Below are 19,481 nucleotides of genomic sequence, written 5' to 3'. Positions count from 1 at the left end.
ACATCGCCCCGCCATCCCACGGAATGCATGCTGTTGCCGTTGCTTAGGCCGTTGCCGTTGCCGTTGCCGTTGCGTCAGCAGGTGCAGGGCTGCAAGCCCTGCCGCAACGCCCTTACCGCACCTGCTCCTGCTTGCGCACGATCGCCATCGCGATCTCCAGCGACTGCTCGTAGTTCAACCGCGGGTCCACCGTCGAACGATACGCGCGTTCCAGGTCGCGCTCGGTCAGTTCGCGCGCGCCACCGGTGCATTCGGTCACGTCTTCGCCGGTCAGTTCCAGGTGCACACCGCCCAGTCGCGTGCCTGCGGCCGCATGCAGATCGAACGACATCTCCACTTCGCCACGCACGTTGTCGAAGCGGCGCGTCTTGAAGCCATTGGCGGTGCTCTCGGTATTGCCATGCATCGCGTCACACACCCACAGCACGCGACGGCCATCGCGCTTGACCGCATCCAGCAGCGGCGGCAGCTTATCGGCAATCTGCGCTGCACCCATGCGGTGGATGAAGCTCAGTCGACCCGGCTCGTCATGCGGGTTGAGCACATCGATCAGGCGCAGCAGCTGGTCCGGCGTCACCGACGGGCCGACCTTGATCGCAATCGGATTGCGCACGCCACGCAGGTATTCCACGTGCGCGCCGTCAAGCGCGGCGGTGCGCATGCCGATCCACGGGTAATGCGTGCTCAGGTTCAACCAGCCCTGCTGGCGCGGCACCTGCCGGGTCAGCGCCTGCTCGTAGGGCAGCAGCAGCGCTTCATGCGAGGTGTAGAAGTCGATGCGGTTGAGGTTGTGCACGCGGGCCCCGGCCAGGGTTTCCATGAAGTGCACCGCGTCACCGATCGACGCCACCATCTTCTGGTACTCGGCGGCCAGCGGCGAATGCCGCACCCACTCCAGGTTCCAGTACTCCGGATGATGCAGGTCGGCGAAGCCGCCATCGATCAGCGCACGCACGAAGTTCATGGTCATCGCCGAATGCGCATGCGCCTGCAGCATCCGCTTCGGATCCGGCAGGCGCGCCGCCTCGGTGAACGCCGGCGCATTGATCACATCGCCGCGGTAGCTGGGCAGGGTCACGCCGCCGCGGGTCTCGGTATCGGCCGAACGCGGCTTGGCGTACTGGCCGGCAAAGCGCCCGACGCGGATCACCGGCTGGCGAAGGCCATGCACCAGCACCAGGCTCATCTGCAGCAGCACTTTCAACCGGTTGGAAATCGTGCCCGATTCGCAGTCGCTGAAGTTCTCGGCGCAGTCGCCGCCCTGCAGGAGGAAACGCTTGCCTTCCTGGGCCTCGGCCAACTGTTGCTTCAGCGCCAGGATCTCCCACGAAGTGACCAGCGGCGGCAGGCGCTTCAGCTCATGCAGTGCAGCGTCCAGCGCCACCGGGTCCGGGTAGGTCGGCATCTGCAGCGCGGTCTTGCCGCGCCAGCTCTCCGGCGACCAGGCAGCGCCAGCGGCGGTCGCGGCAGGATCGAGGACGGGCGGAACGGCGGACAGGCTCATTGCAGACTTCCGGGGAGGGGGGCGGTCATGGTCGCAGAGCCAGCCGCTGGCGCAAAGGGCTGGGCACGCCCTGCACATGACTGAACGCCGGGGAAAGGGCATCGCGATCGGCCAGAAACCGCATGGCCACGGCCGCCCGGACAGGCGCATGATTCGCCACGCACTGTTACGAAGTAACACTGCATCCCCGTCGGCCCCTTCCACAGCCTATCTGCCATGAAGCCCTCCCTGCTCGCTACCGGCATTACCTTCGCCCTGACCCTGGCCAGTCTGCCCAGCCTCGCTATGGCCGCCGATGCCGCCGCTCCCGTGAAGGACCTCGACACGGTCACTGTCAGCGCCCAGCTCGACCAGGCCCGCAATGCGCTGTCGCCGGACATCGGCAGCAGCCAGTACCAGATCACCGCCGAGGACATCCAGAAGCAGCCGCTGGGTGCCTCCGCGCCGCTCAGCCAGGTGCTGCTGCAGGCTCCGGGCGTGGTCCAGGATTCCTACGGTGGCGTGCACGTGCGCGGCGACCACGCGAACCTGCAGTACCGCATCAACGGCGTACTGCTGCCCGAATCGATCTCCGGCTTCGGCCAGACCCTGGATGCCCGCACCATCAAGAGCATCCGCCTGATGGACGGGGCGCTGCCGGCGCAGTTCGGCGAGCGCACCGCTGCGGTGGTCGACATCACCACCCGCAGCGGCGCCGAGCTCGGCAATGGCGGCAGCGCCGGTCTGACCGCAGGCTCGTTCGGCAAGATCAATCCGAATGCCTCGTGGTGGGGCAATCAAGGGCGCTGGAGCTGGTTCCTGACCGGCAACTACGACCAGAACGAGGTCGGCCTGGAGAACCCGACCCGCTCGCGCAAGCCGCTGCACGACGACACGCACCAGGGCAAAGCCTTCGCCGACCTGACCTACCTGGTCAACGAGAACACCCGCCTGAGCGTGTTCGCCGGCTTTGCCAACAATCGCTTCCAGATCCCGGTCAATCCCGGGCAGACCCCGCAGTTCGGTTACCTGGACACGACCACCTTCGACTCCAGCCAGCTGGATGAAACCCAGCGCGAGACCACCCGCTTCGGCATGCTGGTGCTGCAGGGCACGCTGGGCGGCACCGCCTACCAGCTGTCCGCCGGGCAGCGCTACAGCGACGCGGCGTTCAACCCGGATGTCATCGGCGATCTGGTATTCAGTGGCGTCGCCTCCCAGGTCCAGCGCAGCAACCGCGCCAACACGCTGCAGGCCGACCTCTCCACCCCGCTGGGCAACGACCACACGCTGCGATACGGCCTGTACGGCAACTACGAGAATGCGCGCGCCAGCAACAACAGCTGGGTGTTCCCGGTCGATGGCGCCGGCCAGCAATCCAGCACCACGCCACTGCTGATTCCAGACCGCAGCGCCTTCCACGCCAGCACGCTGGCGGTGTACGTGCAGGATGAGTGGAAGATCGGCGACGACTGGACAGTGAACTACGGCCTGCGTGGTGATCGCTACAAGGCCTTCGGCCGCACCGAGGGCCAGCTCAGCCCCCGCCTGGGCGCGGTCTGGAATGCCAGCGACAGCACCACCGTGCATGCCGGCTATTCGCGTTACTTCACGCCACCGGCCAGTGAGCTGATCGCCAGCAGCGATATCGCCCTGTACGACGGCACCACCAACCAGCAGCCGGGCGGCGGCAACAACATTCCGCTGGCCGAACGCAGCGACTACTACGACATCGGCGTCTCGCAGCAGCTGGGTGAACACCTGACCCTGGGCCTGGACGCGTACGACCGCCGCGTCGCGCGTCTGCAGGACGAAGGCCAGTTCGGCGCCGCCTACATCTACTCGACGTTCAACTACCGCCGCGGCCATATCCGTGGGCTGGAGTTCAGTGCCGACTACAGCAGCGGTCCGTTCAGCGCCTACTTCAACGCGGCGTACAACAAGGCCATCGGCACCCAGGTCATCACCAGCCAGTACAACCTCGATCCGGACGCGCTGGCCTATGTGGCCGACCACTGGATCCACCTGGACCACGACCAGAAGCTGACGTCGTCGGGGGGCTTCAGCTACGCCTTCGCCGGGCACAACCGGGTCGGTGCCAACTACGTGTTCGGCAGCGGCCTGCGTTCGGATATCGAGGGCGTGCCCAACGGCGGCGAGCTGCCGTCCTACCTGCAGGTGAACCTCAGCGCCGGGCATGATTTCAATGCCGACAGTGGCCATCCGCTGCACGTGCAGCTGGCCGTGATCAACGCATTGGATCGCAGCTACCAGCTGCGCGATGGCGGCGGTGTCGGCGTGTTCGCCCCGCAATGGGGACCGCGCCGCGGCGCCTACCTGAGCCTGCAGCAGGACTTCTGACGAGACAGGGGTCGGATCCCTTTCCGCAGGAAAGGGCTCTGACCCCGCACCGGGAATGGGGTCAGAGCCCTTTGCGATGCAAAGGGATCCGACCCCATTCTGCTTCAGCGCTTGACCTTGCGCAGCGACACCACCAGTGCCCACAGCGCCAGCAGCACGAACCACACGCCCGACCACATCGGCATGGTCAGGCCCAGGAACGTCCAGTCGATGTTGCCGCAGTTGCCGGTACCGGTCAGCACCGTGCGGAACACTTCCAGCGGCCCCATGGTCTCGCGCAGGAAGCTCAGCGGCGGGCCACAGGTCGCGCCCATCTCCGGCGGCAGCATCTGCACGTAGACGTGGCGCGCAGCGATGCCCACGCCGACGGCCGCCGCGATGAAGGCGAGCACGCCGTAGGTGGCGCGCCCGGGACGGTTGGACGGCCCGTGCAGCGCACCGATCAGGAACAACAGGCCCAGCGCGGCAAAAGCCAGGCGCTGGAAGATGCACAGCGGGCACGGCTCCAGGCCCATCTTCAGCTGCAGGAAGATCGCGTAGCCGAGCAGGCCCGCGCAGATCAGGAAGCCCAGGAAGAACTGGGCGCGGAAGGGCCAGCGCAGTGGATTCATCGTCAACGCTCGAATGGATCAAGACGCCAAGCGTAACCGAGAGCGCGCCCCGTTCGAACCGCCACAGGTGACGCCTGTCGGAACGGTGCGGGTCGGATCCCTTTGCGAATGCAAAGGGATCTGACCTGCGGTGCTGCCTGCTTGGGGTCAGAGCCCTTTCCTGCGGAAAGGGCTCCGACCCCGGGAAACGCAAAAGCCCGGCAGGCGCCGGGCTTTCGCTGTGTCGCGTTGGAGCGGTCCGATTACTCGGCCACTTCCTCGGCCACGACCGGACGGTCAACCAGCTCGACGTAGGCCATCGGTGCGTTGTCGCCGGCGCGGAAACCGCACTTCAGCAGGCGCAGGTAGCCGCCCGGACGGTTCGCGTAGCGCGGGCCCAGGATGGTGAACAGGTTGCCCACGGCTTCGTTGTCGCGCAGGCGGGCGAAGGCCAGACGGCGGTTGGCGACCGAGTCGACCTTGGCCAGAGTGATCAGCGGCTCGGCAACGCGGCGCAGTTCCTTGGCCTTCGGCAGGGTGGTCTTGATCAGCTCGTGCTTGAACAGCGAGGCGGCCATGTTCTTGAACATCGCTTCGCGGTGCGCGCTGGTGCGGCTGAACTTACGGCCAGACTTCTGGTGACGCATGGTGATATTCCTTGGTTAATGATGCGGCTGTGTGGATCGTTGTCGCCATCCTGGCGTTACTGCGCGGACTGCGGTTGGTCCTGGCCGCCCGTCCTGGACGACCTGCCCGCGAACCTGCGGTTCGTCGTGGCATGGTGTGTTGCGTTGAAGGCTCCACCGCGAGCGGTGGAGCCTCCAGGCATTACCGATATCAGCCCAGCATGCCGTGGCTGGCGACGCCGGCCGGCGGCCAGTTCTCCAGCTTCATGCCGAGGGACAGGCCGCGCTGAGCCAGCACTTCCTTGATCTCGGTGAGCGACTTCTTGCCCAGGTTCGGGGTCTTCAGCAGCTCCACTTCGGTCTTCTGGATCAGATCGCCGATGTAGTAGATGCTTTCAGCCTTCAGGCAGTTGGCCGAACGCACGGTCAGCTCCAGATCGTCGATCGGGCGCAGCAGCACCGGATCCACGCCGTTGTTGGCCGGCTTGGCCGCACCGCGGTCGCGGTGGGTGAAGTCACCGAACACCGACAGCTGGTCGCTGAGGATGTCGGCGGCGGTGCGCACGGCTTCCTCGGCATCGATGGTGCCGTTGGTCTCGATATCGATGACCAGCTTGTCCAGGTCGGTACGCTGTTCGACACGCGCCGCTTCCACGGCGTAGGCGACACGGCGGACCGGCGAGAACGAGGCATCCAGGACCAGGCGGCCGATGGCACGGGTTTCTTCGTCCGGACGACGACGCGCGGCAGCCGGCTGGTAGCCGAAACCACGTTCGATCTTCAGACGCATGTTGATCGCCGTATCCTTGGTCAGGTGGCAGATCACATGGTCTCCGTTCAGGATCTCCACATTGTGGTCGACCTTGATGTCGGCAGCGGTGACAACGCCCGGGCCCTGCTTGGACAGGGACAGGGTGGCGCTGTCGCCGGAGTGCATACGGATGGCCACGTCCTTCAGGTTCAGCAGGACTTCGAGCACGTCCTCCTGCAGACCTTCGACCGTGGTGTACTCATGCAACACGCCGTCGATTTCGACTTCCGTGATGGCGAAGCCCGGGATGGACGACAGCAGCACGCGACGCAGGGCATTACCCAGCGTATGCCCGTAACCCCGCTCCAAAGGTTCGATAACGACCTTTGCACGGGTGTCGGTAAGGCGTTCGATCTGCGGACCGCGAGGACGCAGAACCTGGTTGGCGGTAACCGTCATGTTGCGGGTTCTCCTAGTGAACCCCCGGCCGTCGCCGGGGGCTCTCCAATGTGAATTACTTCGAATACAGCTCGACGATCAGCGCTTCGTTGATGTCCGCAGGCAGATCCGAACGATCCGGAACAGCCTTGAAGATGCCGGTGAACTTGCCGGAATCCACTTCAACCCACGACGGGCTCAGGTCATGCTGGGCGGCGACGGTCAGGGCTTCCTGGACGCGCAGCTGCTTGGCAGCCTTTTCAGACAGGGCGATGGCGTCGCCAGCCTTGACCTGGTACGAAGCCAGGTTGACCGACTTGCCATTCACGGTGACGCCGCGGTGCGACACCAGCTGACGGGCAGCCGGACGGGTCACGGCGAAGCCCATGCGGTAGACGACGTTGTCCAGGCGGGTTTCCAGCAGCTGCAGCAGGTTCTCGCCGGTGTTGCCCTTCTTGGTCGAGGCCTTCTTGTAGTAGTTGCGGAACTGACGCTCCAGCAGGCCGTAGATACGCTTGACCTTCTGCTTTTCACGCAGCTGGGTGGCGTAGTCGGACAGCTTGCCCTTGCGGGCAGTGGCGCCGTGCTGGCCGGGCTTCTGCTCCAGCTTGCACTTCGAGTCCAGCGCACGCGCCGGGCTCTTCAGGGACAGGTCGGCGCCTTCGCGGCGGGCGAGCTTACAGGTAGGACCGATATAACGAGCCATTTCTTATCGCTCCCTTTAGACGCGACGCTTCTTCGGCGGACGGCACCCGTTGTGCGGGATAGGCGTCACGTCGATGATGTTGGTGATCTTGTAGCCGACGTTGTTCAACGAACGCACGGCCGACTCACGGCCCGGACCCGGGCCCTTGATGCGGACTTCCAGCGACTTCACGCCGTAGTCCAGCGCAGCACGACCGGCCTTTTCAGCAGCCACCTGGGCAGCGAACGGGGTCGACTTGCGCGAACCGCGGAAGCCAGCGCCACCGGAGGTCGCCCACGACAGAGCATTGCCCTGGCGGTCGGTGATGGTGACGATGGTGTTGTTGAACGAAGCATGGACGTGGGCAACGCCGTCGGTGACGACGCGCTTGATCTTCTTCTTGGTCTTAGCAGCGGGCTTAGCCATTTCTCAGTCCCTTACTTCTTGATCGCCTTGCGCGGACCCTTGCGGGTGCGGGCGTTGGTACGGGTGCGCTGGCCACGCAGCGGGAGGCCACGACGGTGACGCAGGCCGCGGTAGCAGCCCAGGTCCATCAGGCGCTTGATCGCGATACCGATTTCACGGCGCAGATCGCCTTCCACGATGTACTTGCCGACTTCGGCGCGCAGGCGCTCGATTTCCGGCTCCGACAGATCGCGGATCTTGGTGGTCGAAGCAACGCCTGCGACTTCGCAGACCTTCTTCGAACGGGTACGGCCGATGCCGTAAATGCTTTGCAACCCGACCCAGACATGCTTCTGGGCTGGCAGGTTGACGCCTGCAATACGCGCCATGACGCGGTTCTCCAGCTGAGTGATGGCCGACAGCGCGCCTCGGGCACGCCAATCCGGCAGGATGGATCAAAAAAGTGAACTAGCGATACTAACAAGGTTCCGGTTTACATGGAAGCCCGTGAAACCATTGGTTTCATGAACCCGGCCTGGGGAGTGTGCCCAGGCTCCGGCGCCGGATGGGGTTGGACCTGGGGTTTCCCCCGGGGCCGCCCGCGCTACTCCAGCGCGGGACCACCTCATCACACCCCCACCCGGAACCGCTGCGGGGGCCGCCCTTCGTTTGTGTGGCCGGAGTCCGCGAAGCGGAGGGACCATCACGTCAGGAAGACGAAAGTATAACAGGCCTATCAGCCGCGGGCAAAACCGCCGCGGTTGCCACCCTTCAGGTTGGCCTTCTTCAGCAGGCTCTCGTACTGGTGGGACATCAGGTGCGCCTGCACCTGGGCGATGAAGTCCATCACCACCACCACCACGATCAGCAGCGAAGTACCACCGAAGTAGAACGAGGCGTTCAGCTGCGTGCGCATCAGTTCCGGCAGCAGGCAGACGATCACCAGGTACGCCGAGCCGGCCGCGGTCAGGCGGGTCAGCACGCCGTCGATGTAGTCGGCGGTCGCCTTGCCCGGACGGATGCCCGGAATCAGCGCACCGGACTTCTTCAGGTTGTCGGCGGTTTCCTGCGAGTTGAACACCAGCGCGGTATAGAAGAACGCGAAACCGGTGATCAGCGCAGCGAACACGATCATGTGCAGCGGCTCGCCCGGGCCCAGGGCGTTGGCGACCTTCTGCAGGACCTGGCCGAAGCTGCTCTGGTTGGCGGCCTGGCCGGACCACATGGCCAGGGTGGCCGGGAAGGCCAGCAGGCTCGAGGCGAAGATCGCCGGGATGACGCCGGCCATGTTGAGCTTCAGCGGCAGGAACGAGGTCTGGTTCATGTACGCGTTGCGACCACCCTGGCGGCGCGCGTAATTGACCGTGATCCGGCGCTGGCCACGCTCGACGAACACCACGAAGAAGGTGAAGGCGAGCACGACGATGGCGATCAGCAGCAGCTGGATGAACTGGATGTTGCCGTCGCGGTAGGCATCGAAGGTGTGGATGACCGCACCCGGCAGGCCCGCCACGATACCGGCGAAGATGATCAGCGACACGCCGTTGCCGATGCCGCGCTCGGTGACCTGCTCACCGACCCACATCAGGAACATGGTGCCGGCGGTCAGTGCGACCACGGCAGTGAGCACGAAGCCCATGCCCGGCGCATACACGACCGGAGCGCCCGACGGCGAGACCTGGCCCTGCAGGGCCAGCGCGATCGAGCCGCCCTGCACCACTGCCAGCAGCACGGCGCCGATGCGCGAATACTGGGTGATCTTGCGGCGGCCGGACTCACCTTCCTTCTGCATCGCCTTCAGGGCGGGGAAGATGTGCACGGCCAGCTGCATCACGATCGATGCCGAGATGTACGGCATCACGTTCAGCGCGAAGATGCTGAAACGGTGCAGGGCGCCGCCCGAGAACATGTTGAACATGTCCACGATGCCGCCGCCCTGCTGTTGCATCATGGCAAGCATGGCATCGGGATTGACGCCCGGCACCGGCACGTAGCAGCCGATGCGATAGACGATCAAAGCCCCGACGACGAACAGCAAACGTTGGCGAAGTTCAGTGAACTTGCCCATTCCGCCCGCGAGGTTACCGATGCCAGCTTGCGCCATGATTTTCTTACTCCGTTACGCTGCCGCCGGCAGCTTCGATTGCAGCCTTGGCACCCGCCGTGGCAGCAATACCCTTCAGGGTGAACGCCTTGGTCACTTCGCCCTTGACGACGACCTTGGCCTTCTTTGCGGTGCTCGGGACCAGCTTGGCAGCACGCAGGGCGGCGAAATCGATCTCACCGGCCGGCAGCTTGTCCAGCGCGTACAGCAGCACTTCAGCGGTGTCCTTGGCGATCGGCGAACGGAAGCCGATCTTCGGCAGACGACGCTGCATGGGGGTCTGGCCGCCTTCGAAGCCAGCCTTGATCTTGCCGCCACCCTTACGGGCGAACGAACCCTTGTGGCCGCGGCCGGCAGTCTTGCCCAGGCCCGAGCCGATACCGCGGCCGACGCGGGTGCGCTCGGTGCGGGCGCCCGGTGCCGGGCTCAGTTCATTGAGACGCAGAGTCATGGTCGATTACTCCTCAACCTGGACGAGGTACTGAACCTTGTTGATCAGGCCGCGTACCTGCGGGCTGTCCTTCAGTTCACGCACATCGTTGAGCTTGTTCAGGCCCAGGGCACGCACCGACAGGCGGTGACGCGACTGGGTACCACGCAGGCCACGCACCAGGCGGACCTTCACAGTCTTGTTGGACTCATTAGCCATGGTTGAGTTCCTCCACCTTCTTGCCGCGCTTGGCCGCGATGCGAGCCGGCGACTGCGCAGCAGACAGGCCCTTCACGGTGGCACGCACCAGGTTGATCGGGTTGCGCGAACCGGTGGCCTTGGCCAGCACGTTCTTCACGCCAACGGCTTCCAGCACGGCGCGCATGGCACCGCCGGCGATCACGCCGGTACCTTCCGAAGCCGGCTGCATGAACACGCGGGCTGCGCCGTGACCATCCTTGATGGTGTGCCACAGGGTGCCGTTGTTCAGGTCAACGCTGACCAGGTTCTTGCGGGCCTGTTCCATCGACTTCTGGATGGCGACCGGCACTTCGCGGGCCTTGCCATAACCGAAACCGACCTTGCCTTCGCCGTCGCCGACAACGGTCAGGGCGGTGAAGGTGAACTGGCGGCCACCCTTGACGGTCTTGCTGACGCGGTTGACCGCGACCAGCTTTTCGATCATGCCGTCGTCGATCTTCTCTTCGCGGTTACGGTCGCGATCGCGACCCCGCTGCTGACGCTCTTCTGCCATGTTGATTCCTTGGTTGTTTGGGTATGTACGGCTCGAGGCCGCTTATGGTTGTGGAGTGACGCGTTGTTCCGGTGGGCCACTGCAGAAGAGCGGCGCCGTCCAGCCTCGCTCAGGCTGGCGAGCAGGCAGGCAGGAGGCCATCGGCCCCCTGCCCTTGTCCCTTAGAACTGCAGGCCGGCTTCGCGGGCCGCTTCTGCCAGGGCCTTGATGCGGCCGTGGTAGCGGTAGCCCGAACGATCGAAGGCAACCTTCTCGACGCCGGCGGCCTTGGCGCGCTCGGCGACGATGCGGCCAACCTTGGCAGCGGCATCGGCGTTCTTGCCGTTCTTCAGGCCTTCCTTGACGTCGGTCTGGGTGGTGTTGGCGGCAGCCAGCACCTTCGAACCGTCAGCGGTGAAGACCTGGGCGTACAGGTGCTGGCCGGTGCGCAGCACCGACAGGCGGGCGACGCCGAGCTCACGGATGTGGGCGCGGGTCGACTTGGCGCGACGCAGGCGGGCGATGTTCTTGTTCATTTTGATTATTCCTTGAAAGCTGAAGGATGGGCTTCTCCCTGAGGAGTCCGCACATGGATGTGCGGGCTCTTGCGAGGGACTCGCACTTACGCCTTCTTGGCTTCCTTACGGATGATGACTTCGTCGGAGTACTTCACGCCCTTGCCCTTGTACGGCTCCGGCTTGCGGAACGCACGGATCTTGGCGGCGACTTCACCGACGACCTGCTTGTCAGCGCCCTGGACCAGGATCTCGGTCTGGGTCGGGGTGGTGATGGTGATGCCTTCCGGCGCCACGAACACGACCGGGTGCGAGAAGCCCAGCGACAGGCTCAGGTCCTTGCCCTGCATGGCAGCGCGGTAACCCACGCCAACCAGCTCCAGCTTGCGCTCGAAGCCTTCGGACACGCCCTTGACCATGTTGGACAGGATCGCACGCACGGTGCCGGTCAGTGCGACCAGCTCGGCGTTCTCGGTGCTCAGGGTGGCAACGCCATTGTCGACGTTGATGGCAATGCCGGCCGGCTTGGCCAGCGACAGGGTGCCCTTCGGGCCCTTGGCGGTGACGCTGTCCGACTGGACGTTCAGTTCAACCTTACCCAGGGTGATCGGCTTCTTGGCTACGCGGGACATAGTTCTACTCCTTTCGCCTTAGGCCACGAAGCACAGGACTTCGCCGCCGACGCCCAGCTGGCGCGCCTGCGCATCAGTCATGATGCCCTTGGAGGTGGAAATGATGGAGATACCCAGGCCGTTCATGACCTTCGGCAGCTCGCTCTTGCCGCGGTACTGGCGCAGGCCCGAACGCGAGAAGCGCTTCAGGGTCGCGATGACCGGCTTGCCTTCGAAATACTTCAGCACGATTTCCAGCTCGGACTTGTTGTTTTCCAGCTGGGTCACGCGCAGGTCGGTGATGTAACCCTCGTCCTTCAGGACCTGGGCGATCGCAACCTTGATCTTGGACGACGGGGCTTTCACCGTCTGCTTGCCAACTGCGGCCGCATTCTTGATGCGGACCAGCAGGTCGGCGATGGGATCAGTCATGCTCATATGAGTACCTTTGAGTGCACCGATATCCGCTTTCGCGAAAATCTGTTGTCTCCTGGAAACGGGCCAGGTCCCTTGATGCAGCGGGCCAGGCCCACTCCTACAACCCCGTCTGCACAGGGCAAGACGCGGGAGTATACGCCAAAAGAGCCCGACTTGCGTCGGGCTCTTCGGGTTTTTTCGCAGAAAGGAAGCTGAACAGCCCCCTCCCCCGGTTCAGCACCCCCGCAAGGGGGTGCTGAACGCAGGGCCGGCTGGGATTACCAGCTGGCCTTGCGCAGGCCCGGGACGTCGCCACGCATGGTGGCTTCGCGCAGCTTGTTGCGGCCGAGGCCGAACTTGCTGTACACGCCACGCGGACGACCCGACAGCTCGCAACGGTTGCGCTGACGGCTCGGCGACGAATCGCGCGGCAGCTTGGCCAGCTTGGTTGCGGCGTCGATCTTCTCTTCGTAGGTCGCGTCCACGGAGGACACGATCTTCTTCAGAGCCGCACGCTTCTCAGCGTACTTCTTGGCCAGCTTTTCCCGCTTGATGTCGCGGTTGACCATGGAGGTCTTTGCCATTTCGGTTTCCTCGACAGATCAGTTACGGAACGGGAACTTGAACGCTGCCAGCAGCGCCTTCGCTTCCGCGTCGGTCTTCGCAGTGGTGGTGATGGCGATATCCATACCGCGGATCGCGTCGACGGCGTCGAAGTCGATTTCCGGGAAGATGATCTGTTCCTTCACACCCATGTTGAAGTTGCCGCGGCCGTCGAAGGAACGACCGGAAACACCACGGAAGTCGCGCACGCGCGGCAGCGAGATGTTGATCAGGCGGTCCAGGAACTCGTACATCTTGTGGCGACGCAGCGTGGTCTTGCAGCCGATCGGCCAACCATCACGGATCTTGAACGACGCAACCGAGATACGCGACTTGGTGACAACCGGCTTCTGGCCGGAAATCTTGGTCATGTCCGCGACGGCGTTTTCCAGGATCTTCTTGTTGGTGGCAGCCTCGCCGACACCCATGTTCAGGGTGACCTTGACGAGCTTCGGTACTTCCATCGGATTGGTGTAGCCGAACTGCTTCATCAGCGCCGGCACCACTTCTTCCTTGTAGATCTTTTCGAGACGGGAAGTCATCTTCACATTCCTCAGGCGTCGAGCGCCTCACCGCTGGAGCGGAACACACGCAGTTTGCGTCCATCCTCCAGCACCTTGAAGCCAACGCGTTCGCCCTTGCCCGAAGCCGGGTTCAGCACGTTCACGTTGGAGATATGGATCGAAGCTTCGCGCTCGACCACGCCGCCGGCAACACCTGCCTGCGGGTTCGGCTTGGTGTGGCGCTTGACGATGTTCACGTTGGCGACGACCACACGGTCACCGTCGACGCGGACGACTTCGCCCTGCTTGCCCTTGTCCTTGCCAGCGTTGACGACAACCTGGTCGCCCTTCTTGATACGGTTAGCCATGATTATCTCCTGTCGCTCACAGCACTTCGGGAGCGAGCGAGACGATCTTCATGAACTTCTCCGAACGAAGTTCACGGGTCACCGGCCCGAAGATACGGGTACCGATCGGCTCCTGCTTGTTGTTCAGCAGGACGGCAGCGTTGCCGTCGAAGCGGATCAGCGAACCGTCGGCGCGACGCACACCCTTGCGGGTACGCACCACGACGGCGTCATACACTTCACCCTTCTTGACCTTGCCGCGCGGAATCGCATCCTTCACGGTGACCTTGATGATGTCGCCGATGCCGGCGTAACGGCGCTTGGAACCACCCAGCACCTTGAAGCACATCACCTGCTTGGCACCCGAATTGTCCGCGACGTCAAGGTAGCTCTGCATCTGGATCATGATTCAGACTCCTTATTCAGCCGCACGCGTGATGACTTCCACCACGCGCCAGTTCTTGGTCTTGGACATCGGAGCAATCTCGGTCACGCGGACGACATCGCCTTCCTTGCAGGCGTTGTCGGCATCGTGGGCGTGCAGCTTGGTCGAGCGCTTGATGTACTTGCCGTACAGCGCGTGCTTGACCTGACGCTCAACCAGGACGGTAACCGTCTTGTCCATCTTGTTGCTGACGACACGGCCTTCGACCGTGCGCAGCGTCTTCTTTTCAGTATTGTCGCTCATAGCGGCCATCCTTACTTCGTGCTGCCGAGCAGGGTCTTGACGCGAGCAATCTCGCGACGGACCCGGCGAATGTCGTGGGTCTTCGGCAGCTGGCCGGTGACCTGCTGCATACGGACAGAGAACTGTTCCTTACGCAGGTCGATCAGGTGGGCCTTGAGTTCGTCAGCCGACTTTTCACGGAGAGTTTTGATATCCATCAGCGCACCGTACGGGTCACGAAAGTGGTGGTGACCGAGAGCTTGGCGGCGGCCAGGCGGAACGCCTCGCGAGCCACTTCCTCGGAAACACCCTCGATTTCATAGATCATGCGGCCGGGCTGGATCTGGGCCACCCAGTATTCCACGTTACCCTTACCCGAACCCATTCGAACTTCGATGGGCTTCTTGGTGATGGGCTTGTCGGGGAACACGCGGATCCACATCTTGCCGCCGCGCTTGACGTAGCGGCTGATCGAGCGGCGGGCCGCTTCGATCTGACGCGCGGTCAGCTGACCGTGTGCGGTTGCCTTCAGGCCGTATTCGCCGAAGCTGACAGCGTTGGCGCTCCAGCTCAGGCCATCGTTACGGCCCTTGTGTACCTTGCGGTACTTGGTTCGCTTGGGTTGCAACATTGTCGTTACCTCGCTTCACGGGCCGGGCGCTGACGGTCACCACGGTCGCCGCGATCGTGACGATCGTTGCGCGACGGGGTGTCGTCCTGCTTTTCCTGGCCAACCTGGGAGAAATCGAAGACCTCGCCCTTGTAGATCCAGACCTTGATGCCGATGATGCCGTAGGTCGTCTTGGCTTCAGCGAAGCCATAGTCGATGTCGGCACGCAGGGTGTGCAGCGGCACGCGGCCTTCGCGGTACCACTCCGAACGGGCGATTTCAGCACCGTTGAGGCGGCCACCAACGTTGACCTTGATGCCCAGGGCACCCAGGCGCATCGCGTTGCCGACCGAGCGCTTCATTGCACGGCGGAACATGATGCGACGCTCCAGCTGCTGGGCGATCGACTCGGCAACGAGCTGCGCGTCCAGTTCCGGCTTGCGCACTTCGGTGACGTTGATGTGCGCCGGGACGCCCATCATCTCGCTCACTTCCTTGCGCAGCTTCTCGATGTCCTCACCGCGCTTGCCGATCACCACGCCCGGACGGGCGGTGTGGATCGTCACGCGAGCGGTCTTGGCCGGACGCTCGATCAGGATCTTGCTGATGCCGGCCTGGGCCAGCTTCTTGCGCAGCATTTCGCGCACTTTCAGGTCGGCTGCCAGGTAACCGGCGAACTCGGCCTTGTTGGCGTACCACTTGGAGTTCCAGTCCTTGGAAATGCCGAGGCGGATACCAATCGGATGAACTTTATGACCCATGGTCTTTTCCTTATCCGCTTACTTGGCGGCGCCCACAACCACAGTGATGTGGCTGGTGCGCTTGAGGATGCGGGTACCGCGGCCTTTCGCCCGCGCCATGAAACGCTTCAGGGTCGGACCTTCATCAACCATGATGGTCTGAACCTTCAGCTCGTCGACGTCGGCGCCCTGGTTGTTCTCGGCGTTGGCAATTGCCGACTCCACCACCTTCTTGATCAGGTGGGCAGCCTTCTTGTCCGAGAACTTCAGCAGGTTGACCGCACGTTCGGCCGGCAGACCGCGCACCTGGTCAGCGACCAGACGAGCCTTCTGCGGGGAGATGCGCGCAGTGCGCAGGATGGCTTTCGCTTCCATTGTCATCTCTCCTTACTTGCCCGACTTCTTGTCACCACCGTGACCCTTGAAGGTCCGGGTGATGGCAAATTCGCCGAGCTTGTGGCCGACCATGTTCTCGTTGACGAGAACCGGGATGTGGTTCTTGCCGTTATGCACGGCAATGGTGATGCCTACCATGTCAGGCAGGATCATCGAACGGCGCGACCAGGTCTTGATCGGCTTCTTGCTGCCCGCAGCGGCCTCCACCTTCTTGACGAGGTGGTGATCGACGAACGGGCCCTTCTTGAGTGAACGTGCCATGGTCGATTAGCCCCTACGATCGCGGACGATGAACTGCTGAGTGCGCTTGTTATGGCGCGTCTTGTAACCCTTGGTCGGAACACCCCACGGGGTGACCGGATGCGGGTTACCCTGGCCGGCCTTGGCCTCACCACCACCGTGCGGGTGGTCAACCGGGTTCATGGCAGCACCACGAACGGTCGGGCGGACGCCGCGCCAACGCTTGGCACCGGCCTTGCCCAGCTTTTCCAGGCTGTGCTCGTCGTTGCCGACTTCGCCGATGGTGGCGCAGCACTCGACCGGAACCTTGCGCATTTCACCCGAGCGCAGGCGCAGGGTGGCGTAGATGCCTTCGCGAGCCACCAGCTGCACGGCCGCACCAGCGGCGCGAGCGATCTGAGCGCCCTTGCCCGGCTTCAGCTCGATGCAGTGGATGGTGGTGCCGACCGGGATGTTGCGCAGCGGCAGGGTGTTGCCGGCCTTGATCGGGGCGTCCGAACCAGCGATCACCTGATCACCGGCCTTCAGGCCCTTCGGGGCGATGATGTAGCGACGCTCACCATCGACGTAGCACAGCAGGGCGATGTGGGCGGTGCGGTTCGGATCGTATTCGATGCGTTCCACGCGCGCCGGGATGCCCAGCTTGTTGCGCTTGAAGTCGATGATGCGGTAGTGCTGCTTGGCACCACCACCGACGTGACGCACGGTGATGCGGCCGTGGTGGTTGCGGCCACCCGAGCGGCTCTGCGACTCGACCAGTGCGGCGTGCGGAGCACCCTTGTGCAGGTCGGGCGTAACCACGCGCACGGCCGAACGGCGGCCGGGGGAAGTGGGCTTGAATTTCATCAATGGCATGGGATGTACCTCAGGCCTTGGCCGTTACATCGATCGACTGGCCGTCGGCCAGGCGAACGTACGCCTTGCGCCAATCGCCGCGGCGGCCAGCACGGTTACGGAAGGACTTGTTCTTGCCCTTGACGTTGACCACGTTGACGGCTTCGACCTTGACGTCGAACAGCTGCTCAACCGCGGCCTTTACATCGGCCTTGGTGGCTTCGTTCGAAACTTCGAAGACATACTGGTTGGAGAGTTCCTGCAGGCGCGCGGTCTTTTCGGAGACACGCGGGGCACGCAGCACGCTGAAGATTTTTTCGTTGCTGTTCATGCCAGCCACTCCTCGACCTTCTTGACCGCGTCAGCGGTGATGACGACCGTGTCGGCACCCACCAGCGAGACCGGATCCAGACCCTGGACGTCACGCACCTGCACGTACGGCAGATTGCGGGCGGACAGGTACAGGTGCTCGGACGCTTCTTCGGTGACGATCAGCGGGCGCTTGCCCACTTCCAGGCCGGCCAGCTTGGCGATCAGACCCTTCGTGTTGGTCACTTCGACATCGAAGGACTCCACGATGGTCAGACGGCCCTGACGGTTCAGCTCGGACAGGATCGCGCACATGGCGGCACGGTACTGCTTACGATTGACCTTCTGCTCGAAGCTGCGCGGCTTGGCCGCGAAGGTGACACCGCCGCCGACGAAGATCGGAGCCGTCAGTGCGCCATGACGCGCGCCGCCGCCCTTCTGCTTCTTCGACTTCTTGGTGGTACCAGCCACTTCGGAGCGAGTCTTCTGTGCCTTGGTGCCGGCGCGACCGGCGTTGCGGTAGGCAACGACGACCTGGTGGACCAGATCTTCGCTGAAATCGCGACCGAACACGGCGTCGGAGACCGAGACCTTGTTGTTGCTACCCGTGATAACGAGTTCCATCGTCATCTCTCCTTATGCCTTGCTCGCCGGACGGACGATCACATCGCCACCCGCCGCGCCCGGAACGGCGCCGCGAACGGCGATCAGACCGCGCTCGACGTCGACCTTGACCACTTCCAGGTTCTGGGTGCTCTGCTGCACCGCGCCCATGTGGCCCGACATCTTCTTGCCCGGGAAAACGCGACCCGGGGTCTGGCGCTGACCCAGCGAACCCGGCGCGCGATGCGACAGCGAGTTACCGTGGGTTGCATCGCCCATACGGAAGTTGTGGCGCTTGATGGTGCCCTGGAAGCCCTTACCCTTGGTGACACCCTGGACGTCGACGATCTGGCCGACTTCGAAGATGTCCGCCTTGACTTCGCCGCCAACGGCGAAATCGCCGAGCTGCGCGTCTTCAACGCGGAATTCCCACAGGCCACGACCCGCTTCCACCTTCGCCTTGGCGAAGTGGCCGGCTTCCGGCTTGTTGACCAGGGCAGCGCGACGCGCGCCGACGGTCACCTGCACGGCGCTGTAGCCGTCGGTTTCGACGGTCTTGATCTGCGCGATGCGGTTCGGGGTTGCTTCGATCAGGGTCACCGGGATGGAACGGCCATCTTCGGTGAACACGCGGCTCATGCCGGCCTTGCGGCCCACGAAGCCCAACGAATACTTCTTCGTCATGGTCGTAGTCCTCAGGTCAGCTTGATCTGAACGTCGACGCCGGCAGCCAGTTCGAGCTTCATCAGCGCGTCCACGGTCTTGTCATTCGGGTCAACGATATCGAGCACGCGCTTGTGCGTGCGGGTCTCGTACTGGTCACGCGCGTCCTTGTCGACGTGCGGGGAGACGAGAACGGTGTAACGCTCGATCTTGGTCGGCAGCGGGATCGGGCCACGCACTTGCGCGCCGGTCCGCTTTGCCGTTTCAACGATCTCGCTGGCCGAACGGTCGATCAGACGATGATCGAACGCTTTCAGCCGGATCCGGATCTTTTGGTCCGCCATGGCGGTAGGTTCCTTCGTTAAAAGAGCGACAGACAAAGCCTCTGGGTTGCTTTGCCCCATGAAATTCCTGAATACGGACGGCCCGCAGTCCTGCAGGCCGACAAGGTCACTCCATGGACCTCAAAAACGTAGGCAGACCAGTTTCCCGGCCTGCCCAGACGTAGAAGCATAATGGCACGCAAGGCAGCTGTCAACAGTCGCCTGTTGACGCCGCCTGAATGGCATTGACCCTTCCTGGTCCGGGGAACACAAGGCACATCCTGTGCCTGCTTTCCCATTTGATACGCCCCGATGCCCTACCCAGGCAACATCGGGGCGCAGATACTACCAGATTACTCGATGATCTTCGAGACCACGCCGGCGCCGACGGTACGGCCGCCTTCGCGGATGGCGAAGCGCAGGCCTTCGTCCATTGCCACCGGGTTGATCAGGGTGACGACCATCTTGACGTTGTCACCCGGCATCACCATTTC

Annotated in this window: 31 protein-coding genes; 1 reads left to right on the top strand and 30 read right to left on the bottom strand. The window is 63.6% G+C overall.

Annotation, left to right across the window (positions count from 1 at the left end):
• Nucleotides 1–112: 112 nt before the first annotated feature.
• On the bottom strand, nucleotides 113–1,504 hold the full coding sequence (locus AC5P7A_RS19850) for a class II 3-deoxy-7-phosphoheptulonate synthase (RefSeq protein ID WP_495220533.1): 1,392 nt from the start codon (nucleotides 1,502–1,504) through the stop codon (nucleotides 113–115).
• Nucleotides 1,505–1,720: 216 nt separating this feature from the next.
• On the opposite strand from AC5P7A_RS19850, the gene AC5P7A_RS19845 reads away from it, so the two are divergent.
• Entirely contained in the window at nucleotides 1,721–3,844 is a 2,124-nt protein-coding gene (locus tag AC5P7A_RS19845; protein WP_495220532.1) for a TonB-dependent receptor, read from the top strand.
• Between the two features lie 104 nt (nucleotides 3,845–3,948).
• On the opposite strand, the gene AC5P7A_RS19840 is transcribed toward AC5P7A_RS19845, so the two are convergent.
• From AC5P7A_RS19840 to AC5P7A_RS19700, 29 genes are all read right to left on the bottom strand, one after another.
• On the bottom strand, nucleotides 3,949–4,455 hold the full coding sequence (locus AC5P7A_RS19840) for a disulfide bond formation protein B (protein WP_005415421.1): 507 nt from the start codon (nucleotides 4,453–4,455) through the stop codon (nucleotides 3,949–3,951).
• A gap of 242 nt (nucleotides 4,456–4,697) precedes the next feature.
• Nucleotides 4,698–5,081 carry a 50S ribosomal protein L17 gene (gene rplQ / locus AC5P7A_RS19835; protein ID WP_005408217.1) on the bottom strand — a complete coding sequence of 128 codons (384 nt, stop codon included), beginning with the start codon at nucleotides 5,079–5,081 and terminating at the stop codon, nucleotides 4,698–4,700.
• Nucleotides 5,082–5,271: 190 nt separating this feature from the next.
• Entirely contained in the window at nucleotides 5,272–6,270 is a 999-nt protein-coding gene (locus tag AC5P7A_RS19830; protein ID WP_005408216.1) for a DNA-directed RNA polymerase subunit alpha, read from the bottom strand.
• Nucleotides 6,271–6,325: 55 nt separating this feature from the next.
• On the bottom strand, nucleotides 6,326–6,955 hold the full coding sequence (gene rpsD / locus AC5P7A_RS19825; RefSeq protein WP_004145446.1) for a 30S ribosomal protein S4: 630 nt from the start codon (nucleotides 6,953–6,955) through the stop codon (nucleotides 6,326–6,328).
• Between the two features lie 15 nt (nucleotides 6,956–6,970).
• A complete protein-coding gene (rpsK, locus tag AC5P7A_RS19820; protein WP_004145443.1) occupies nucleotides 6,971–7,360 on the bottom strand; it encodes a 30S ribosomal protein S11 in 390 nt (129 codons plus the stop codon).
• 11 nt (nucleotides 7,361–7,371) lie between these two features.
• Nucleotides 7,372–7,728, bottom strand: a complete 357-nt coding sequence (gene rpsM / locus AC5P7A_RS19815) for a 30S ribosomal protein S13 (RefSeq protein WP_004154500.1) — start codon at nucleotides 7,726–7,728, stop codon at nucleotides 7,372–7,374.
• A gap of 347 nt (nucleotides 7,729–8,075) precedes the next feature.
• Nucleotides 8,076–9,443, bottom strand: coding sequence for a preprotein translocase subunit SecY (gene secY / locus AC5P7A_RS19810; RefSeq protein WP_005415420.1), 1,368 nt, complete (start codon nucleotides 9,441–9,443; stop codon nucleotides 8,076–8,078).
• 7 nt (nucleotides 9,444–9,450) lie between these two features.
• Nucleotides 9,451–9,894, bottom strand: a complete 444-nt coding sequence (gene rplO, locus AC5P7A_RS19805) for a 50S ribosomal protein L15 (protein WP_004154498.1) — start codon at nucleotides 9,892–9,894, stop codon at nucleotides 9,451–9,453.
• A gap of 6 nt (nucleotides 9,895–9,900) precedes the next feature.
• Nucleotides 9,901–10,092, bottom strand: a complete 192-nt coding sequence (gene rpmD, locus AC5P7A_RS19800; RefSeq protein ID WP_005408214.1) for a 50S ribosomal protein L30 — start codon at nucleotides 10,090–10,092, stop codon at nucleotides 9,901–9,903.
• Complete coding sequence (gene rpsE, locus AC5P7A_RS19795) at nucleotides 10,085–10,627, bottom strand: 30S ribosomal protein S5 (RefSeq protein WP_005408213.1); 543 nt, start codon at nucleotides 10,625–10,627, stop codon at nucleotides 10,085–10,087. Before rpsE ends, rpmD begins: the two co-directional genes overlap by 8 nt.
• A gap of 161 nt (nucleotides 10,628–10,788) precedes the next feature.
• Nucleotides 10,789–11,148 (bottom strand): 50S ribosomal protein L18, encoded by a 360-nt coding sequence (gene rplR, locus AC5P7A_RS19790; RefSeq protein WP_169411773.1) that lies wholly within the window; start codon nucleotides 11,146–11,148, stop codon nucleotides 10,789–10,791.
• Nucleotides 11,149–11,228: 80 nt separating this feature from the next.
• The gene (gene rplF, locus AC5P7A_RS19785; RefSeq protein WP_014646052.1) at nucleotides 11,229–11,753 is read right to left on the bottom strand and encodes a 50S ribosomal protein L6; all 525 of its coding nucleotides are present in this window, start codon (nucleotides 11,751–11,753) and stop codon (nucleotides 11,229–11,231) included.
• Between the two features lie 18 nt (nucleotides 11,754–11,771).
• Nucleotides 11,772–12,170, bottom strand: a complete 399-nt coding sequence (gene rpsH / locus AC5P7A_RS19780; protein ID WP_005408210.1) for a 30S ribosomal protein S8 — start codon at nucleotides 12,168–12,170, stop codon at nucleotides 11,772–11,774.
• Nucleotides 12,171–12,427: 257 nt separating this feature from the next.
• Nucleotides 12,428–12,733 carry a 30S ribosomal protein S14 gene (rpsN, locus tag AC5P7A_RS19775; protein WP_005408209.1) on the bottom strand — a complete coding sequence of 102 codons (306 nt, stop codon included), beginning with the start codon at nucleotides 12,731–12,733 and terminating at the stop codon, nucleotides 12,428–12,430.
• An 18-nt stretch (nucleotides 12,734–12,751) separates the two neighbouring features.
• Nucleotides 12,752–13,294, bottom strand: a complete 543-nt coding sequence (gene rplE / locus AC5P7A_RS19770; protein ID WP_005415416.1) for a 50S ribosomal protein L5 — start codon at nucleotides 13,292–13,294, stop codon at nucleotides 12,752–12,754.
• 11 nt (nucleotides 13,295–13,305) lie between these two features.
• Entirely contained in the window at nucleotides 13,306–13,623 is a 318-nt protein-coding gene (rplX, locus tag AC5P7A_RS19765) for a 50S ribosomal protein L24 (RefSeq protein ID WP_004154490.1), read from the bottom strand.
• Nucleotides 13,624–13,639: 16 nt separating this feature from the next.
• Nucleotides 13,640–14,008 carry a 50S ribosomal protein L14 gene (gene rplN, locus AC5P7A_RS19760; RefSeq protein WP_010483978.1) on the bottom strand — a complete coding sequence of 123 codons (369 nt, stop codon included), beginning with the start codon at nucleotides 14,006–14,008 and terminating at the stop codon, nucleotides 13,640–13,642.
• A 12-nt stretch (nucleotides 14,009–14,020) separates the two neighbouring features.
• On the bottom strand, nucleotides 14,021–14,290 hold the full coding sequence (gene rpsQ, locus AC5P7A_RS19755) for a 30S ribosomal protein S17 (RefSeq protein WP_004154489.1): 270 nt from the start codon (nucleotides 14,288–14,290) through the stop codon (nucleotides 14,021–14,023).
• Between the two features lie 11 nt (nucleotides 14,291–14,301).
• Nucleotides 14,302–14,487, bottom strand: coding sequence for a 50S ribosomal protein L29 (gene rpmC / locus AC5P7A_RS19750; protein WP_004154487.1), 186 nt, complete (start codon nucleotides 14,485–14,487; stop codon nucleotides 14,302–14,304).
• Nucleotides 14,487–14,900, bottom strand: coding sequence for a 50S ribosomal protein L16 (rplP, locus tag AC5P7A_RS19745; protein ID WP_004154486.1), 414 nt, complete (start codon nucleotides 14,898–14,900; stop codon nucleotides 14,487–14,489). Before rplP ends, rpmC begins: the two co-directional genes overlap by 1 nt.
• Before the next feature lie 5 nt (nucleotides 14,901–14,905).
• Nucleotides 14,906–15,640 carry a 30S ribosomal protein S3 gene (gene rpsC, locus AC5P7A_RS19740; protein WP_004145350.1) on the bottom strand — a complete coding sequence of 245 codons (735 nt, stop codon included), beginning with the start codon at nucleotides 15,638–15,640 and terminating at the stop codon, nucleotides 14,906–14,908.
• 18 nt (nucleotides 15,641–15,658) lie between these two features.
• Nucleotides 15,659–15,994 carry a 50S ribosomal protein L22 gene (gene rplV, locus AC5P7A_RS19735; protein ID WP_004145348.1) on the bottom strand — a complete coding sequence of 112 codons (336 nt, stop codon included), beginning with the start codon at nucleotides 15,992–15,994 and terminating at the stop codon, nucleotides 15,659–15,661.
• 12 nt (nucleotides 15,995–16,006) lie between these two features.
• Nucleotides 16,007–16,276 (bottom strand): 30S ribosomal protein S19, encoded by a 270-nt coding sequence (gene rpsS, locus AC5P7A_RS19730; protein WP_005415413.1) that lies wholly within the window; start codon nucleotides 16,274–16,276, stop codon nucleotides 16,007–16,009.
• 6 nt (nucleotides 16,277–16,282) lie between these two features.
• A complete protein-coding gene (gene rplB / locus AC5P7A_RS19725; RefSeq protein ID WP_004145339.1) occupies nucleotides 16,283–17,110 on the bottom strand; it encodes a 50S ribosomal protein L2 in 828 nt (275 codons plus the stop codon).
• Between the two features lie 10 nt (nucleotides 17,111–17,120).
• Entirely contained in the window at nucleotides 17,121–17,420 is a 300-nt protein-coding gene (gene rplW / locus AC5P7A_RS19720) for a 50S ribosomal protein L23 (RefSeq protein ID WP_004145338.1), read from the bottom strand.
• Nucleotides 17,417–18,022 (bottom strand): 50S ribosomal protein L4, encoded by a 606-nt coding sequence (gene rplD, locus AC5P7A_RS19715; RefSeq protein ID WP_004145337.1) that lies wholly within the window; start codon nucleotides 18,020–18,022, stop codon nucleotides 17,417–17,419. Before rplD ends, rplW begins: the two co-directional genes overlap by 4 nt.
• Nucleotides 18,023–18,034: 12 nt before the next feature.
• Nucleotides 18,035–18,685, bottom strand: a complete 651-nt coding sequence (rplC, locus tag AC5P7A_RS19710; protein ID WP_004145336.1) for a 50S ribosomal protein L3 — start codon at nucleotides 18,683–18,685, stop codon at nucleotides 18,035–18,037.
• Nucleotides 18,686–18,696: 11 nt separating this feature from the next.
• The gene (gene rpsJ, locus AC5P7A_RS19705; protein WP_005408208.1) at nucleotides 18,697–19,008 is read right to left on the bottom strand and encodes a 30S ribosomal protein S10; all 312 of its coding nucleotides are present in this window, start codon (nucleotides 19,006–19,008) and stop codon (nucleotides 18,697–18,699) included.
• A 332-nt stretch (nucleotides 19,009–19,340) separates the two neighbouring features.
• Nucleotides 19,341–19,481, bottom strand: a 141-nt coding sequence (locus AC5P7A_RS19700; protein ID WP_487247787.1) for an EF-Tu C-terminal domain-related protein, incomplete at its 5' end; no start/stop codon positions are given.

The sequence above is a fragment of the Stenotrophomonas sp. YJH_SMC_65 genome, from assembly GCF_059369475.1.
This window is presented reverse-complemented; position numbering and strand designations above follow the sequence as displayed.